General features: G+C 72.6%; 14 protein-coding genes. 11 read left to right on the top strand and 3 right to left on the bottom strand.

What is annotated here, in order from left to right:
- Nucleotides 1-57 precede the first annotated feature (57 nt).
- The 7 genes from rsmD to mutM all read left to right on the top strand — a co-directional run bounded on the left by rsmD (nt 58) and on the right by mutM (nt 4,797).
- Complete coding sequence (gene rsmD / locus ACRX5S_RS12855) at nt 58-627, top strand: 16S rRNA (guanine(966)-N(2))-methyltransferase RsmD (RefSeq protein WP_436773015.1); 570 nt, start codon at nt 58-60, stop codon at nt 625-627.
- A 70-nt stretch (nt 628-697) separates the two neighbouring features.
- The gene (gene coaD, locus ACRX5S_RS12850; protein ID WP_436773014.1) at nt 698-1,180 is read left to right on the top strand and encodes a pantetheine-phosphate adenylyltransferase; all 483 of its coding nucleotides are present in this window, start codon (nt 698-700) and stop codon (nt 1,178-1,180) included.
- Between the two features lie 59 nt (nt 1,181-1,239).
- A complete protein-coding gene (locus ACRX5S_RS12845; RefSeq protein WP_436773013.1) occupies nt 1,240-2,163 on the top strand; it encodes a cell division initiation protein in 924 nt (307 codons plus the stop codon).
- A 189-nt stretch (nt 2,164-2,352) separates the two neighbouring features.
- Complete coding sequence (locus ACRX5S_RS12840) at nt 2,353-2,952, top strand: YceD family protein (protein ID WP_436773012.1); 600 nt, start codon at nt 2,353-2,355, stop codon at nt 2,950-2,952.
- A 2-nt stretch (nt 2,953-2,954) separates the two neighbouring features.
- Nucleotides 2,955-3,128, top strand: coding sequence for a 50S ribosomal protein L32 (gene rpmF / locus ACRX5S_RS12835; RefSeq protein WP_436773011.1), 174 nt, complete (start codon nt 2,955-2,957; stop codon nt 3,126-3,128).
- Nucleotides 3,129-3,149: 21 nt separating this feature from the next.
- Entirely contained in the window at nt 3,150-3,899 is a 750-nt protein-coding gene (rnc, locus tag ACRX5S_RS12830; protein ID WP_358361609.1) for a ribonuclease III, read from the top strand.
- Nucleotides 3,900-3,921: 22 nt separating this feature from the next.
- Entirely contained in the window at nt 3,922-4,797 is an 876-nt protein-coding gene (gene mutM / locus ACRX5S_RS12825; RefSeq protein WP_436773010.1) for a bifunctional DNA-formamidopyrimidine glycosylase/DNA-(apurinic or apyrimidinic site) lyase, read from the top strand.
- A gap of 373 nt (nt 4,798-5,170) precedes the next feature.
- On the opposite strand, the gene ACRX5S_RS12820 is transcribed toward mutM, so the two are convergent.
- The gene (locus ACRX5S_RS12820) at nt 5,171-6,013 is read right to left on the bottom strand and encodes a CAP domain-containing protein (protein ID WP_436773009.1); all 843 of its coding nucleotides are present in this window, start codon (nt 6,011-6,013) and stop codon (nt 5,171-5,173) included.
- A 606-nt stretch (nt 6,014-6,619) separates the two neighbouring features.
- On the opposite strand from ACRX5S_RS12820, the gene ACRX5S_RS12815 reads away from it, so the two are divergent.
- Together ACRX5S_RS12815 and smc are read left to right on the top strand one after the other, a co-directional pair.
- A complete protein-coding gene (locus tag ACRX5S_RS12815) occupies nt 6,620-6,814 on the top strand; it encodes a hypothetical protein (protein WP_436773008.1) in 195 nt (64 codons plus the stop codon).
- A gap of 316 nt (nt 6,815-7,130) precedes the next feature.
- Nucleotides 7,131-10,766, top strand: coding sequence for a chromosome segregation protein SMC (gene smc / locus ACRX5S_RS12810; RefSeq protein WP_436773007.1), 3,636 nt, complete (start codon nt 7,131-7,133; stop codon nt 10,764-10,766).
- A gap of 118 nt (nt 10,767-10,884) precedes the next feature.
- Here smc and ACRX5S_RS12805 read toward each other — a convergent pair whose 3' ends face one another.
- On the bottom strand, nt 10,885-11,877 hold the full coding sequence (locus tag ACRX5S_RS12805; RefSeq protein ID WP_436773006.1) for an LLM class flavin-dependent oxidoreductase: 993 nt from the start codon (nt 11,875-11,877) through the stop codon (nt 10,885-10,887).
- Between the two features lie 214 nt (nt 11,878-12,091).
- Between ACRX5S_RS12805 and ftsY the strand changes: the two genes are divergently transcribed.
- Nucleotides 12,092-13,288 carry a signal recognition particle-docking protein FtsY gene (ftsY, locus tag ACRX5S_RS12800; RefSeq protein ID WP_436773005.1) on the top strand — a complete coding sequence of 399 codons (1,197 nt, stop codon included), beginning with the start codon at nt 12,092-12,094 and terminating at the stop codon, nt 13,286-13,288.
- A gap of 352 nt (nt 13,289-13,640) precedes the next feature.
- Here ftsY and ACRX5S_RS12795 read toward each other — a convergent pair whose 3' ends face one another.
- Nucleotides 13,641-14,309 carry a bifunctional DNA primase/polymerase gene (locus ACRX5S_RS12795; RefSeq protein WP_436773004.1) on the bottom strand — a complete coding sequence of 223 codons (669 nt, stop codon included), beginning with the start codon at nt 14,307-14,309 and terminating at the stop codon, nt 13,641-13,643.
- 449 nt (nt 14,310-14,758) lie between these two features.
- Between ACRX5S_RS12795 and ACRX5S_RS12790 the strand changes: the two genes are divergently transcribed.
- Nucleotides 14,759-16,273, top strand: a complete 1,515-nt coding sequence (locus ACRX5S_RS12790; protein ID WP_436773205.1) for a hypothetical protein — start codon at nt 14,759-14,761, stop codon at nt 16,271-16,273.
- Nucleotides 16,274-16,310 lie beyond the last annotated feature (37 nt).

The raw sequence follows: 16,310 nt of genomic DNA, 5'->3' as shown, positions 1-16,310 counted from the left end.
GGCCGCTAGCGTGGTGCGCATGAACGACCTGACGGCGGCGGCTTGCGGGACGCGCCCGTGACGCGCGTGATCGGCGGCTCCGCGGGCGGCCGCCGCCTGGCCGTGCCGCCGGGCGACGGGACGCGGCCGACCTCGGACCGGGCCCGGGAGGGCCTTTTCTCGACCCTGGTGTCGCTGCGCCGCAGCCTGCACGGCGCGCGGGTGCTGGACCTGTTCGCGGGATCGGGTGCGGTCGGCCTCGAAGCGTTGTCGCGCGGCGCCGCGCACGCGCTGCTGGTGGAGGCCGACGCGGGGGCGGCCAAGGCCGTACGCGCCAATATCGCCGACCTCAAACTGCCGGGTGCCGAACTGCGGGTCGCGCGGGCGGAGCGGGTGGCCGCCGAGGAGGCGCCCGCGGAGGCGTACGACATAGTCTTCCTCGACCCGCCGTACCAGCTCCCGGACGCCGACGTGGCCGCGCTCCTGACCGCGCTCGCCGCGGGCGGCTGGCTGGCTTCCGAGGCCCTTGTGGCCGTCGAGCGCGCCACCCGCGGCGGGGTCTTCGCCTGGCCCGCCGGATTCGAGGAGATCAGGTCCAGGCGATACGGCGAAGCGACCCTCTGGTACGGTCGCGCCGCGCGCTCGTAACCGGGGTCGGACAGAGCCCGGAACGAGCCTGAACAGGGCCTCAGGATCCGCGATCGAGGGGAAGAAACCCGTGCGTCGAGTCGTCTGCCCCGGGTCGTTCGACCCGGTGACCAACGGGCATTTGGACATCATCGGCCGGGCGTCCAGCCTGTACGACGAGGTCTACGTCGCGATCGGTTTCAACCGGGCCAAGCGGTCCGGCCTGTTCGACGTCGAAGAACGCGTCGAGATGATCGAGGAAGTCACCGCGCACTACGGCAACGTCAAGGTCGAGGCGTTCGAGGGACTGCTCGTCGACTTCTGCCGCCGCCGCGGAATCCCGGCCATCATCAAGGGCCTGCGCGCGGTCACCGACTTCGACTACGAGTTGCAGATGGCTCAGATGAACTACGGTCTGACGGAGGTCGAGACGTTGTTCGTCGCGACCAATCCGCTCTACAGCTTCCTGTCGTCCAGCCTCATCAAAGAGGTCGCGACCTACGGAGGCGATGTGTCCGGATACCTGCCGCCGACCGTGCTCCAGCGACTGACCGAAAGGTTGGAAGCGAAGTAAGGCGGCTCCTGCTCGTACGCTGTGGTGTCTGACCGGCACCGGGAGAGAGAGCAACGCCAGTGGACGTATCCCCGAAGCTCGACGAGCTGATCGCTCTGGTCGAGAGCGCCCGTTCGATGCCGATGTCGGCCTCGTGTGTGGTGAACCGGGCCGAGGTCGTCGCGCGCCTGGAAGAGGTCAAGAACCTCCTGCCGGAGGAGATGGCGGAAGCGCGCCGCATCATCACCGACCGCGACGCGGTCATCGACGAGAGCCGCCGCGAGGCCGAGCGCGTCGTCGCCGGCGCGCGCGAGGAGCGCGGTGCGCTGATCGCCGACACCGACGTGGCGCGGGAGGCGTACGCCGAGGCCGAGCGCATCCTCACCGCGGCCCGCCTGGAGGCCGAGCGCATCCGCGGCGAGGCCGACGACTACGTCGACCAGAAGCTCGCCAACTTCGAGGTCGTGCTCACCAAGACGCTGTCGGCCGTCGGCCGCGGCCGCGACAAGATGCGCGGCCGCAAGGCGATCGACGACCTCGGCGCGTACCTCAAGGCCCAGGACGAGGCCGAGGGCACCGGCCAGCACCAGGTCGGCAGCCTCCAGGCGCGCCTGGACGCCGACGAGAACGCCCCCTTCCTCGGCCAGTCCGCCCCGGTGCCCGCGCAGCAGCAGGGCGGCTACCCCGAGCAGCCGCCGCACCCGCAGCAGCCCCCGCACCCGCAGCAGCCGCAGTACGTGCCCGCGGCGGCGGCCCCGCAGCAGGGCGGCTACTACGACCAGGGGTACCCGCAGCAGCCGGTGTACGACCAGAACGGCTACGAGTCGGGCGGCTACGAGATCCCGCAGTACCAGCAGCAGGGCCAGTACGGGCAGGGCGGCGTACCGCAGCAGGGCGGGCACGTCGAGCAGCGCTACGACGCGGCGCTCGACGAGACCAGCTTCTTCGACACCAGCCTCATCGACGTGCGCCAGTTCAACCCGGACGGCCGCCAGGGCGGCTGACCGCCGCCCACCACAGCCCCGCGAGCCCGCGATACCGGGGCCCGTCGCCCCCGTTTGGGGGACGGGCCCCGACTTGCGATAGTCTTGTGGACCGGCCCTGCTCGGGATGCCTGCCAAGGCGGCAACCCCGGGGCCGACAATTATGACCGCCACACCTCCCTCCGGATCCGGGGGCGAGGTGTCCACCGCATGAGGCAGGACACCCTGGAACGCCTGGACCACCGCAACCCGCTCGTCGTGGACACACGCGAGCTGGGTCGTCGGCCTGGGTCCATGCGCAAGGTGTCCCGTGAGGTGCCGGCTCCGGCGGACATGAGGATCGAGGTGATCGGCGTCCCCGAGGGTGTGCCGCTCGAGCTGGACCTCCGGCTCGAGGCGGTCATGGAGGGGGTGCTGGTCTCCGGCGTCGCCGAGGTGCCGTTGGCCGGTGAGTGCGTACGGTGCCTGGAGCCGCTTGAGCGCGAGCTCAAGGTCGAGTTCCAGGAGCTGTACATCTACCCGGACACCGAGACCGAGGAAGACGACGCCCCCCGGCTCGTGGGCGACCTGTTCGACCTGGAGCCGGTGCTGCGCGACGCGGTGGTGCTCGCACTGCCGCTCGCACCGGTGTGCCGCGAGGACTGCGGCGGGCTGTGCCTCGAATGCGGGGTTCCGCTCGACGAGAACCCAGGGCATTCCCACGACACCGCCGACCCCCGGTGGGCGGCCTTGCAGGGCCTCTTCGACGGATCGACCGCCGAAGCCGACGACAACGGCGCGCCCAGCGCCGATGAGAACCAGGAGAAGTAGCCGTGGCTGTTCCGAAGCGGAAGATGTCGCGCAGCAACACCCGCCACCGCCGCAGCCAGTGGAAGGCCGTCACCCCCAACCTGGTGACCTGTGAGAGCTGCCGTCAGCCCAAGCTGGCCCACATTGCCTGCCCGACCTGCGGCACCTACAACCGCCGCCAGGTCCTTGAGGTCTGAATACCCGGGTAGGTCTTCCCGGTGACGGACTCGCTTGCGAAGTACGCGGATCTGGAAGGGCGGCTCGGCTGGACAGTCGACGCCGCCCTTCTGGAGCGCGCGCTCACACATCGCTCGTACGCGTATGAGCACGGTGGCCTTCCCACCAACGAGCGCCTGGAGTTCCTGGGCGACTCGGTGCTGGGGCTCGTCGTCACCGACACCCTCTACCGCGCGCACCCCGAGCTGCCCGAGGGCCAGCTCGCGAAGCTGCGTGCCGCGGTGGTCAATTCGCGCGCCCTCGCGGGCGTGGGCCGCAAGCTCGACCTGGGCCGCTTCATCCGCCTGGGCCGCGGCGAGCAGGGCACCGGCGGCCGCGACAAGTCGTCGATCCTCGCCGACACCCTTGAGGCGATCATCGGCGCGGTCTACCTCGACCAGGGCCTGGACGCCGCCTCCGAGCTGGTGCACCGGCTGTTCGACCCGCTCATCGAGGCCTCCGCGGGTCTCGGCGCGGGCCTGGACTGGAAGACCAGTCTCCAGGAGCTGACCGCCGCGACCGGCATCGGCGTACCCGAATACGTCGTGTCGGAGACCGGGCCGGACCACGAGAAGACCTTCACCGCCCTCGCGCGCGTCGGCGGCGTCGACTACGGCACCGGCGTCGGGCGCAGCAAGAAGGAAGCAGAGCAGCAGGCGGCGGAGAGCGCGTGGCGCGCGATCCGGGCGCAGTACGGCGACGGCACGACGCCGGTCAACGGCGCGGCGCCGGAGTCGACCAAGGCCAACTGAGCGTCCCCTCCGGAGGTCGAGCGTGCCCGAGTTGCCCGAGGTCGAGGTGGTACGCCGGGGCCTGGAACGCTGGGTCGTCGGCCGCACCGTCGCCTCCGTCGAGGTGAACCACCCGCGCGCGGTACGCCGTCACGCGGCCGGTGCCGACGACTTCACCGCCGCGCTCAAGGGCGCGCGCGTCGAGGCGGCCCGGCGCCGCGGAAAATATCTGTGGCTCCCGCTCACCGCGCCGGACGCGGACGCCCCCGAGGACGCGCTGCTCGCGCACCTCGGCATGAGCGGCCAACTGCTGGTCAACGACCCGGCCACACCGCGCGAGAAGCACCTGCACGTGCGCTTCACCTTCACCGACGGCGGCCGCGAGCTGTGGTTCGTCGACCAGCGCACCTTCGGCGGCGTCTCGGTCGAGCGCGGCGGTGCGGTGCTCCCGCCGTCGATAGCGCACATCGCCCGCGACGTCCTCGACCCGCTGTTCGACGACGCCGCCTTCCACGCGGCCCTGCGCCGCCGCGACTCCGAACTGAAGCGCGCGCTCCTGGACCAGTCGTTGGTGAGCGGCATCGGCAACATCTACGCCGACGAGGCCCTGTGGCGCTCCCGCCTGCACGGTGCGCGCTCCACCGCGACCATCACCAAGCCGCAGACCGGACTGCTCCTGGCCTCCGTCCGCGACGTCATGAACGACGCGCTCGCCGTCGGCGGCACGTCCTTCGACAGCCTGTACGTCAACGTGAACGGCGAGAGCGGCTACTTCTCCCGCTCCCTCGACGCCTACGGCCGCGAAGCCGAACCCTGCAATCGCTGCACCACGCCGATCCGCCGCATCACCTTCATGAACCGCAGCAGCTACTACTGCCCCAAGTGTCAGCCGACCCCAAGGGCGCGGCGCCGGGGGTAGGGCGGCGGGGTAGGGCGGCGGGGCAGGGCCAGGACGCGCCGTCGCGTCCGCTCGGCGTCGCGGCGGGGGAAGGCCGACACGGCGCCGAGCCCGCTCGGTGGTGGTGGCAGGGCCTGCGCCGCACATCGCCAAGGAGCCAAACGCGTTGCCGTGCGCCGTCGGCCACCCCCGCGAGCCCGACGCCTGTTGCCGAGCTTGGCGGGGAGTCCGTCCGGCGTGTCTTCGCGGAGCGACCGCGCACGGGCGGAGGCGCGCCGCGCGGGTCCGTCCTGTGCCGACGTCCCGCGGTGGGCTTGCGGCGCGAGCAGGCGAGCGCTCTCCTGTACCCCGGCGTCGACGTCGGGCGATCCGGTCCGCCGCCTTCTTCTCCTCGTCAGCGGCCGAACTCCTGGGTCCACCACGGACCGCCGGAGCCGGTCCGCACACCCACTCCCAACTTCCCGAAGCCGCAGTTGAGGATGTTGGCGCGGTGGCCCTCGCTGTTCATCCACGCTTCCATGACCGCTTCGGGGGTGGCCTGGCCGCGGGCGATGTTCTCGGCGGCGAGGTAGTCGATGCCGGCGGCCTTGGCGCGGTCCCAGGGGGATTTGCCGTCCGGGGTGTCGTGGGCGAAGTAGCCGCGGTCGGCCATGTCGCCGCTGTGGGCGCGGGCGAGGTCGCGCAGCGCGGCGTCCGCCAGCAACGGGCCGCAACCGGCCGCCGCGCGCTCGGTGTTGACCAGCGAGAGAACCTTGTCCTCGTACGCGGCCCCTGTGTTGCCGGAGCTACTCGCCGTCGGTGCCGGCGACGGGCTCTTCGAGGTGGGAGCGGGCACCGCGGTGGTCGGCACCGGGGGCGGGCTCGTGGTCGGCGACGCCGCAGGCGGTGTGCTGGGCGGCGGTACGGAGGTCGTCGCGGGCGGTGCGGCGGGGGACGGCGGCGGCGGGCTCGCGCTGACGGCCGCGCCCGGGCCGCCGGCCACGGCCTCGGGTGTGCTCGGCACGCCCGGCGCCGCCCGGTCGGGGCCGCCCGTCGCGGACGTGGCGGCGGTCGCCTCGGCCGGTGCCGTGCGGCTCGCCGCCGAGCCGCCGTCGTCGAGGACGCTCAGCGTCAGCCGGGTGCCGACGGCCGCGAGCGCGATGCCCAGCAGGACGACCGCGACCCGCAGCGGGCCGACGCGGCGGCGCCGCCGGTGGGTGCGTCGCCGGGTCGTCGGGCGTCGGCTGTGCCGGGCCACGGCCTCCCCCTCGGTATGCCGTACGTCGTCAGGCCGTACATCGTCCGCTGCGCCGCGTCCGCATCCCGGGTGGGCACCCTCCCGACACGCCGGGACCGGCGTCGGTCCTCACCCGATCGGGTGAGCTTGCGCAGGCGACTCTAGAGCACCGCACGTTCGGCGCGAGGCCGGATCCGGGTCGGCCGCGGGACGTTGTCCGCGCGCGGCCGCGTCTCCTGGGAAGCCCGTGACGGACGGGATCCGGGTCGATTGGCGAGGTGGGAGCGACAAGCGTGAAACCGGGGGCGGAAGGGCCCGGCCGAGCGACCGCCGAACCAAGATCATCCGCGGCCTCCGGAAAACCCCGGAGCGCCCTGGTTGTGCTGCCGATATGTTCTTGACTGCCAAGAGAATTGATGATCTCGTACAGCCAGACGAGAGCCGTCCCGTCCGCGTGACCATGCCGCCGACCGGGTGACGGTTGAGTTATCGCGCCGTGATCATATTGACCTGATGGGCTTTTGGTGCGACGCTGGAAGCCCGCGCACCCTATCAGGAGCCACGTGGCCGGGTGCGTAATTTCGACCCGCAGATGCCGGTCGGTCACTCAGCGTGGAGGACCCTCTAATGGCGAAGGCGCTTCTCGGCTACGTCGGCGGCCCCGATCCCCGGCTGCTCTCCGAGATGCGACGGCTTCAGCAGCGCGTACGTGACCTGGAGACGGAGCTTGTCCGTGTCCAGGCGGAAAACGACGCGCTCTACGCCGCCGCGGACGATCGGTTCGACGTGGCCCAGGTCGAGCCGGCGCTCTCCCGGGCGTGAGTTCGATCCGATAAACCAGGGACGCCTTCGGCGTCCCTTTGTCGTTCCCGGGACTTGTACCCGGCCCGCCTGTCCGGCACCGCCGCGTACCCCGGGCCCGAGCAAACCCCGAGCCTCTGCTTCCGCTTCCCCCGCTGCCCCCCGAAGTGCCCTCGTGCGCCTGGTGCGCGATCCTGCGTGCCGTCCCGACGGGCCGTGGCAGGCCGTCGTGTTGACGTGATACCCCGGCACATCCCGTGTCACACACCAACCCGACACGCCGTCAGGTCGGTGTTCTGCGACTTCCCCGGCGATGTGTCCCGGTACGCTGCGGCGGGTGCACCTCAAGAGCCTCACCCTCCGCGGATTCAAGTCCTTCGCATCCGCGACGACGCTGCGGTTCGAGCCGGGCATCACCTGCGTCGTCGGTCCCAACGGATCCGGCAAGTCGAACGTCGTCGACGCGCTGAGCTGGGTCATGGGCGAGCAGGGCGCCAAGTCGCTGCGCGGCGGCAAGATGGAGGACGTCATCTTCGCCGGCACGGCGGGACGTCCGCCGCTCGGCCGTGCCGAGGTCAGCCTGACGATCGACAACACCGACGGCGCGCTGCCGATCGACTACACCGAAGTCACCATCACGCGGACGATGTTCCGCAACGGCGGCTCGGAGTACGCGATCAACGGCAACACGTGCCGCCTGCTCGACATCCAGGAGCTGCTGTCCGACTCCGGCATCGGCCGCGAGATGCACGTCATCGTCGGACAGGGCCAGCTCGACTCGGTGCTCCAGGCCGACCCGATGGGCCGCCGCGCGTTCATCGAGGAGGCGGCGGGCGTCCTCAAGCACCGCAAGCGCAAGGAGAAGGCGCTCCGCAAGCTCGACGCCATGCAGGCGAATCTGACGCGCGTCGCCGACCTCACCAACGAGCTCCGCCGCCAGCTCAAGCCGCTCGGCCGCCAGGCCCAGGTGGCCCGGCGCGCCGCGGCCATCCAGGCGGACCTGCGCGACGCGCGGTTGCGGCTGCTCGCCGACGACCTCGTGCTGCTGCGCCGGGACCTGGAGTCGGAGATCGCCGATGAGGCCGCGCTGCGCGAGCGGCGTGCCGTCGTGGAACGCGAGCTCGGCGAGGTGCAGACACGCGAGGCCGCGCTGGAGGCCGAGGTGAAGGCCCTGACGCCGCGCCTTGCCCGGGCGCAGGAGACCTGGTACGAACTCTCCTCGCTCGCCGAGCGCGTGCGCGGCACCGCGGGCCTCGCGCAGCAGCGCGTCCGGCACGCCACCTCGCAGCCCGCCGAAGAGCGCCGCGGCCGCGACCCCGAGGAGATGGAGCGCGAGGCCGAGCGCATCCGCGAGACCGAGGCCGAGCTGAAGGAGGCGCTCGAGGAGGCGATGGTCCAACTCGCCGAGACCACCGAGCGGCGCGGCGAGTTGGAGCGTGCGGTCGCCGACGAGGAGAAGCGCCTGCGAGACGCCGCCCGGGCGATCGCCGACCGCCGCGAGGGCCTGGCCCGGCTGAGCGGGCAGGTGAACGCCGCCCGCAGCCGCGTCGCCGGGGCCGACGCCGAGATCGGACGCCTGACCGAGTCCCTGACCGCCGCGCGCATCCGGGCCGAGGCCGCGCAGCGGGAGTTCGACCAGTTGCAGGAGCAGACCGGCGGGGCCGAGGAGGGCGACGACGGCGGCGGCGGCCGCGGCGGCTCGGACATCGAGGCGCGCCTTGCGGAGGCCCGCGACCTGCTCGCCGAGGCCGAGGAGGCTCTTGCCGAGGCCCGCGACGTGGAGAAGGAGTCGGAGCGCGAGCGCGCCGCCGTCACCGCCCGCAAGGAGGCCCTGGAACTGGGGCTGACGCGCAAGGACGGCGCCGGTGCGCTGCTGGCCGCGGGCGACCGGCTCTCCGGTGTGCTGGGCACGGTGGCCGCCCTGGTCACGGTCGAGCACGGCGCCGAGACGGCGGTCGCCGCCGCGCTCGGGGCCGCGTCCGACGCGATCGCGGTGTCCGATGTCGGGTCGGCCGTCGACGCGTTGCGGCTGCTGCGCAAGGACGACGCGGGCCGGGCCGGGATGCTGGTCGGCGACACCGCCGGTCCGGAGCCGTCCGGCGCCGCGGACTGGCCGGCCCTGCCGCCGTCCGCCGTCTACGCGGTACGCCTGCTCACCGCGCCCGCCGACCTCACCGGTGCGGTGCACCGGCTGCTGGACAAGGTTGCCGTCGTCGACGACCTGGCCGCCGCCGCGGACCTGCTCGCCGCCGTGCCGGGCGTGCGCGCGGTCACACGTGAAGGCGACCTGGTCGGACCGGACTTCGCGCACGGCGGGTCGGCGTCGGGGGCCAGTCTCCTGGAGGTCCAGGCAGCCGTCGACGAGGCCGAAGAGCGCCTGGCCGCGCTGACCGGGCGCTGTGCCGCCGCCAAGGACGAGCTGGCGCGTGCCACGGCCGCCCGCAAGGACGCGTCCGCCGCCGTCGAGCAACTGACCGCCGAGCGGCGCGAGGTGGAGAAGGCACGTTCCGCGGCGGCCAAGGAACTGGGGCGGCTGGGCGGCCAGGCGCGGGCTGCGGCAGGAGAGGCCGAGCGGTTGGCCGTGGCCGTCGCGAAGGCGGAGAGCGCCAAGGAGCAGGACACCCTCGCCTACGAGGAGCTGTCCGCACGGCTTGAGGCCGCCGAGGAACTGCCGGACGAGGAGGAGCCGGACGCCTCCGAGCGCGACCGCCTGGCCGCCGGGGCGACCGCGGCACGGCAGTCCGAGATGGAGGCACGCCTGTCGGTGCGCACCCACGAGGAGCAGGTGAAGGCGCTGTCGGGCCGGGCCGACTCGCTCGACCGCGGCGCGCGCATGGAACGGGAGGCGCGCTCGCGGGCGGCCGAGCGGCGCGAGCGCATGGCCGTCGAGGCACGGGTGGCCGGGGCGGTGCTCGCGGGCACCCAGTCGCTGCTGCGGTACGTCGAGGCGTCCCTGGCCCGCGCCGAGGCCGAGCGCTCGGCGGCCGAGGCGGCCCGTGCCGCGCGCGAGCAGGAGTTGGCGCGCGAGCGCAACCGGGTACGCGAACTCGCGGGCGAGCTGGAGAAGTTGACCGACTCGGTGCACCGCGACGAGATGCTGCGCACGGAGAAGCGGCTGCGCATCGAGCAGTTGGAGGCCAAGGCCCTCGAAGAGCACGGTATGGACGCGGCCGGCCTGGTCGCCGAGTACGGCCCGGAGCAGATGGTGCCGCCGACGCCGCCGGCCGAGGGGGAGGAGCGCGACCCGGAGTCCAAGGAGGCCCAGCCGCGCCCGTTCGTGCGCGCGGAGCAGGAGAAGCGGCTCGCGGCGGCGGAGAAGGCGTACGTCCAGCTCGGCAAGATCAACCCGCTGGCCCTGGAGGAGTTCGCGGCGCTGGAGGAGCGGCACAAGTTCCTCACCGAGCAGCTTGAGGACCTCAAGAACACCCGCCGCGACCTGCTGCTGGTGGTCAAGGAGGTCGACGAGCGCGTCGAGCAGGTGTTCACCTCGGCGTACCACGACACCGCGCGCGAGTTCGAGGGGGTGTTCTCGCGGCTGTTCCCGGGCGGTGACGGGCGCTTGGTGCTCACGAACCCCGAGGACATGCTGACCACCGGGATCGAGGTCGAGGCGCGCCCGCCGGGGAAGAAGGTCAAGCGGCTGTCGCTGCTGTCCGGCGGCGAGCGCTCGCTGACGGCCGTCGCGCTGCTGGTGGCCATCTTCAAGGCGCGGCCGAGCCCGTTCTACGTCATGGACGAGGTCGAGGCCGCGCTCGACGACACCAACCTCCAGCGGCTGATCCGCATCTTCGCCGAGCTCCGGGAGAGTTCGCAGCTCATCGTGATCACCCACCAGAAGCGCACGATGGAGGTCGCGGACGCGCTGTACGGCGTATCGATGCGCGGCGACGGCGTCACGACGGTGATCAGCCAGCGGCTCGCGCGCGAGGACGAGAAGGTGACGATCGTGGGTTCGGAGACGGTCACGGCCTGAAGGCGGGCCACCGGAAACGCCGCGCAACGCCGCGGAATCATGCGGAATCACCCGGAAGGACGGCCCCCGGAGTCCCGGGGCCGCCCTTCCGCATGTCGCTGCCTGTCTTTGCCTGTGCCTACTCGGGCTTGTTGTGCGGCATGACCTTGTCGTTGAAGAGCTGGAGGCTGGCCCAGCCGGCGTCGATCGGGAGGCCGCCGCACAGCGGGTGGAGGATGATCGCGTCCGTGAGCCCGGCGCTCTTGGCGGTGGCGATCAGCTCGTCCGGGGTGAGGCAGGCGTAGATGCCCTCTTCACGCAGCGCGTCGACGCTGTGTGCGGAGGACTCCATGACCGACTCGATGTCGGGGGTCTGCCAGGCGGAGTAGGTCTCGGCCTCGTGCAGGAAGTACTTGCCGTACTCCGCCCACGCCTTGTCCGGGTCCTCGGTGCAATAGACCATCTTGGTCGCGGCCGACGGCAGCATGGCGAAGCCGCCCTCGAAGCCCTCCTGCGCCGCGAGCTCGTAGTAGTACGCCTCCAGCTCCGGCAGCGGGGCCGCGGCGAAGAACGGCAGGCGGAAGCGGACCGCGCGCCGGACCGAGGCCTTGGCGGTGCCGCCGATCATGAGCATGGGGTGCGGGTCGGTGAACGGCCGCGGCGTGACGCGGACGGTCTGGCCCCTGTACTCGAAGGGCTCGCCGGTCCACGCCTTCAGGAGAGTGTCGATGATCTCGTCCTGGATCTTGCCGCGGCTCTTCCAGTCCTTGCCGATCGCCGCGTACTCCTCGGGCCGGTAGCCCAGGCCCGCGACCAGCGAGAAGCGGCCGCCGCTGATGTTGTCCAGGACGGCGATGTCCTCGGCCAGGCGGATCGGGTCGTACAGCGGGGCGAGCAGCGCGGAGATGATCACGCCGATGCGCTCGGTGGCGCCGAGGACCGCGCTCGCGGTGGTCATCGGCGACGGGCTCCAGCCGTTGTCCGCGCCGTGGTGCTCCTCCAGCGTGACCATGTCGAAGCCGTTATTGTCCGCGAACTTGGCCATCTCGATCGTGGCCTGGTAGCGCGAGGCCACGTCGGCACGGTCCAGGCCGGGCGTCACCTGGTTGAACCGCAGATTCGTCACTGCCATGGGGGCTGCACACCTTCCGATCAACCCGTCGCCCCGGCGGGTCCGGCTCGGGCGACCAGGGCGCATGCTTGGCCCCGGCAAGCTATCTGACAGTCAGTCAGGATTCAACGGTTGACAGAACGTGATTCCGCGGGCTCCGCGACGCGTCCGAACGGGCCTGTGGACCCGTGCGGATGAGGTCGGCGTGCGGGGCGTCTGGGAGACTGGAGCTCCTATGGAGATTCTGATCCTTTCCGTCGTCATCGCGGTTGTGGTGCTCGGCGCCGCCGGCTGGTTCGTCGTCGGCTCCCGCCGTCGCGGCTCCGTCGCACCGCCCCCGCCCCGCACCCCTGTCGAGCCGAGCGTCGGCGAGGATGCGCAGCCCCTGCCGGAGCCCCCGAGGCGTGGCGTCGACACGCTCGACCTGCCGGAGGCCGAGGCACCGCCGGAGGCGCCGACCGTACCGGACACGGTCGAGGAGGCGCCGCCCGCGCTGGAGGTTCCCGAGCCGACCGCGGGCCGGCTGGTACGCCTCCGGGCCCGCCTCGCGCGCTCGCAGACCAGCCTCGGCAAGGGCCTGCTCGCCCTCCTGTCCCGCGACAACCTCGACGAGGACACGTGGGAGGAGATCGAGGACACGCTGCTGACCGCGGACGTCGGCGTCGCGCCGACCCAGGAGCTGGTCGAGCGGCTGCGTACGCGCGTCAAGGTGCTCGGCACGCGGACTCCGGCGGAGCTGCGCGCGCTGCTGCACGAAGAGCTGCTGGCCCTGATCGGCACCGACTACGACCGGTCGCTCAAGACCACCAAGACCGCCGACGGCAGCCCGGGTGTGCTCATGGTCGTGGGCGTCAACGGCACCGGCAAGACGACCACGACCGGCAAGCTGGCCCGCGTGCTGGTCGCCGACGGGCACACGGTCGTGCTCGGCGCCGCCGACACCTTCCGTGCGGCGGCCGCCGACCAGCTCCAGACCTGGGGCGAGCGGGTCGGCGCGCGGACCGTGCGCGGGCCCGAGGGCGGCGACCCGGCGAGCGTCGCGTTCGACGCCGTCAAGGAGGGCATCGCCGAGGGCGTCGACACCGTGCTCATCGACACGGCCGGGCGCCTGCACACCAAGACCGGCCTCATGGACGAGCTGGGCAAGGTCAAGCGGGTCGTCGAGAAGCACGGCCCGCTCGACGAGGTGCTGCTCGTGCTGGACGCCACCACCGGGCAGAACGGCCTGGTGCAGGCCAGGGTGTTCGCCGAGGTCGTGAGCATCACCGGCATCGTGCTGACCAAGCTGGACGGCACCGCCAAGGGCGGCATCGTGGTCGCCGTGCAGCGCGAACTGGGCGTGCCGGTCAAGCTGGTCGGCCTCGGCGAGGGTCCGGACGACCTCGCGCCGTTCGAGCCCGCGGCCTTCGTGGACGCCCTCATCGGCGACTGATCCGCGGCCCGTCGCCCGCGGCACCGATCGTGCGGCGCACGTACCGGACGTGTCTGGAACGCGAGTTCCGGATCCCGGACGTGCGCCGCACGCGTCTCCGGGGCGTGGTCAGGCGGGACGGTCGGCGAACCGGGTGTCGGCGAGCCGGGTGCGGGAGGTCGCGGCGAGCGGGGCGGCCCCCGGCAGAAGCCGCCGGCATCGCGCGGTCCGTCGTGCCGCCCCGGCACTTCGACGCGGCCGTCGGAGTGCGGTCGGAGGGCGCCCGCCGGGCAAGCCTTCCCCGCGACGGAGGCCGCGGGGTCAGGCTGTGCGCCGAACGCGGCGGATCAGTCTGTGCGCCGAACGCCGCGGGTCAGGATGCGAGCCACATTCCGCTGCCGGTCCGGGCGCTGTTGCGGTGGCAGGCGTACGCGAGGGTGCCGAGCAGCAGCCGGGCCTCCGGCAGGACCAGTTCCTCGGCGTCCGGCGGCCGCACCCATTCCGCGGCGCCGAGCACGCCGAGCGGTGACGGGGGCGCGAAGATGTAGTCGCCCTCGCCGTGGCAGCGCAGGTCGAGTTCGGCGTCGTCCCAGCCCATCTGGTAGAGCAGGTGCGGCAGTTCGGTCGCCGCACCTGAGGCCACCAGGAAGAACATCCGCCCCGTCGGCGTGCCGAGCACCGGGCCCAGCGGCGTGCCCATGCGCTCCAGCCGAACCAGGGCCCGCCGCCCCGCGTGCCGCGGCACGCTGATGGCGTCGAAGGCGTGGCCGGTGGGCAGGACGACCGTGCTGTCCGGCCATTGCGACCAGAGGTACCGCGCCGCGGCGGGCGTGCTGGTCGCATGTGCGGACCACTGCGGGTCCGACGGATGCATGCCGGGGGCGGCACAGGCCGTCCGGCCGCAGGAACAGCGGGTGCTGCGCCCGTCCCGCACGAGGTACGTGCCCTGCGTGACGGGCCAGCGCCGCTGCTCGACATACTCCGACACCGCCTGCCACAGGGCAGTCCGGGTGCGTCGGCGCGATCCGAGCATGATGTCCATGACCTCCCAACGGCTCCCGTCACGTTTGGTTACGGTCCCGGTGCGCTCCCGCGACAGGCCCGTGAACCCGCCGTGTACGGAGCGTGCAGCACGTCCGCCGGAGCCCGCCGCCGACCTCGGCCGAGGCTCGGCCGAACACCGCCGCGAGCGCTCCGGAGACGCTCCGCGGACACCCAAGTCAACCGCGAATGACCGGGGGCGGGCCCCTGGCGCGAGGGGTGGCGAACACTGGCGTTTTGCCGTTCCCACCCCGGGAGCCGGGCGAGCGGCCTACTTTCGGCATACGGGACATTGCGCACGGTCTTCCCGGACTGTGTGGGTTGGACAGGGGGGAGAAGCCGGTGACCGTGACCCAGGCCGAAGCCGACGCACGAGCCGAACGCCCGTCCGGCGCACCAGCCGACGGGCGGTTCGGCGACGCGCTCCCGGCCGCGTTCGCCACCACTCGCATGCCTGGCGGCAAGCAGCCCAACGAACGCCTCGCGTCGTGGTTCGAGCGCACCGGCTGGTCCAAGGGCGAGTTCGCCCGCCAGGTCAACCGGCGCGCCCGGCGCCTCGGCGCGCTGCACGTCTCCACCGACACGTCGCGGGTGCGGCGCTGGCTCGACGGCGAGCAGCCCCGCGACCCGATACCGCGCATCATCTCGGAGCTGTTCAGCGAGCACTTCGGCTGCGTCGTCGCGGTCGAGGACCTCGGATTCAAGGAACCGGGCGCGCTGTTCACCGGATCGGGCGTGGACCTGCCGTGGGCCCCCGAGTCGGTCGTCGAGCTGCTGGGCGAGTTCTCGCGCAGCGATCTCATGCTGGGCCGCCGCGGCTTCCTCGGCGCCTCGCTCGCGCTGTCCGCGGGCCCTGCCCTGGTCGAGCCCATGCAGCGCTGGCTCGCCCCCGCGCCGGTGCCGCCCTCGCCCCCGAGGACACCCCCGGCGCCGGGTCGCCTCGGCACCGGGGAGATGGAGCAACTGGAGGCGACCGTACGCCTGTTCCGGAGCTGGGACATGCAGTGCGGCGGCGGCCTGCGGCGCAAGGCGGTCGTCGGCCAACTCCAGGAGGTCACCGACCTTCTCCAGGACGCCTATCCGGCGCCGGTGCGCGAGCGCCTGTTCCGCCTCACCGCCGAACTCGCGCTGCTGGCCGGGTGGATGTCGTACGACGTCGGCATGCAGCCCGGCGCGCAGAAGTACTTCGTGCTCGCCCTGCACGCCGCCAAGGAGGCCGGCGACCGGCCGCTGGGCGCCAATGTGCTGGGGGTGATGAGCCGTCAGATGATCCATTTGGACCGGCCGTCGGACGCCTTGGAGCTGATCCATCTCGCGCAATACGGCTCGCGTGACACCGCGGGCCCGCGCACCCAGGCGATGCTGTACGCCGTCGAGGGCAGGGCGCACGCCGCGCTCGGCCAGGCCGACAAGTGCCGCCGCGCGCTCTCCGTCGCCGAGCAGTTGCACGCCGACGCGGCTGACGCGCCTGGCACACCCGGCGTGCCCGCCGCACCCGGCATACCAGGCACCCTCGGCACACCCGGCAGGCCCGGGGACGTGGCACCGGACGGCGGCGAACCCGACTGGATCCGCTACTTCGGCCGCGCCGAGCTGTCCTGTGAGACCGGTCCCCCGTTCCGCGACCTCGCCTACCGGGGTGCCGCGCCCGCCGAGAAGGCCAGGGAGCCGCTGGAGGAGGCCGTACGCCGCTTCGCGGACGCCCCGGAGTACCAGCGGTCCCACGCACTCGCAAACGTCGGCCTGGCCGCCGTGTACGTCCTCGTGCGCGAGCCCGAGCGGGCCTGCGGCGTCGCGGGCACCGCACTGTCGCTGACCGCCCGGGTGCGGTCCGAGCGTCTCACCACCCGCCTGCGGCGCACCGTCCGGAGCGCCGTCGACCTCTTCGGCGACCAGCCGTGTGCGCGCAGCCTCGCCGACCGCCTCCAGCGCGAACTGCCCGAGGCGGCCTTCCCCCTGGTGTGAGGCCGCGGCGTACGGGTCCGAAAAGGGGCTGCGCCCC

Source organism: Yinghuangia sp. YIM S09857 (assembly GCF_051388915.1).
GTDB lineage: Bacteria > Actinomycetota > Actinomycetes > Streptomycetales > Streptomycetaceae > Yinghuangia.
The sequence above is the reverse complement of the archived record's forward strand: the minus strand, read 5'-3'. Positions and strand labels throughout refer to the sequence as shown.

Bases quoted from the DNA above. Each gene is read 5' to 3' on its own strand.
- ACRX5S_RS12840 (WP_436773012.1), top strand. From the start codon at position 2,353: ATGAGGCAGGACACCCTGGAACGCCTGGACCACCGCAACCCGCTCGTC.
- ACRX5S_RS12815 (WP_436773008.1), top strand. From the start codon at position 6,620: ATGGCGAAGGCGCTTCTCGGCTACGTCGGCGGCCCCGATCCCCGGCTG.
- ACRX5S_RS12805 (WP_436773006.1), bottom strand. From the start codon at position 11,877: ATGGCAGTGACGAATCTGCGGTTCAACCAGGTGACGCCCGGCCTGGAC.
- ftsY (WP_436773005.1), top strand. From the start codon at position 12,092: ATGGAGATTCTGATCCTTTCCGTCGTCATCGCGGTTGTGGTGCTCGGC.
- ACRX5S_RS12795 (WP_436773004.1), bottom strand. From the start codon at position 14,309: ATGGACATCATGCTCGGATCGCGCCGACGCACCCGGACTGCCCTGTGG.
- ACRX5S_RS12790 (WP_436773205.1), top strand. From the start codon at position 14,759: ATGCCTGGCGGCAAGCAGCCCAACGAACGCCTCGCGTCGTGGTTCGAG.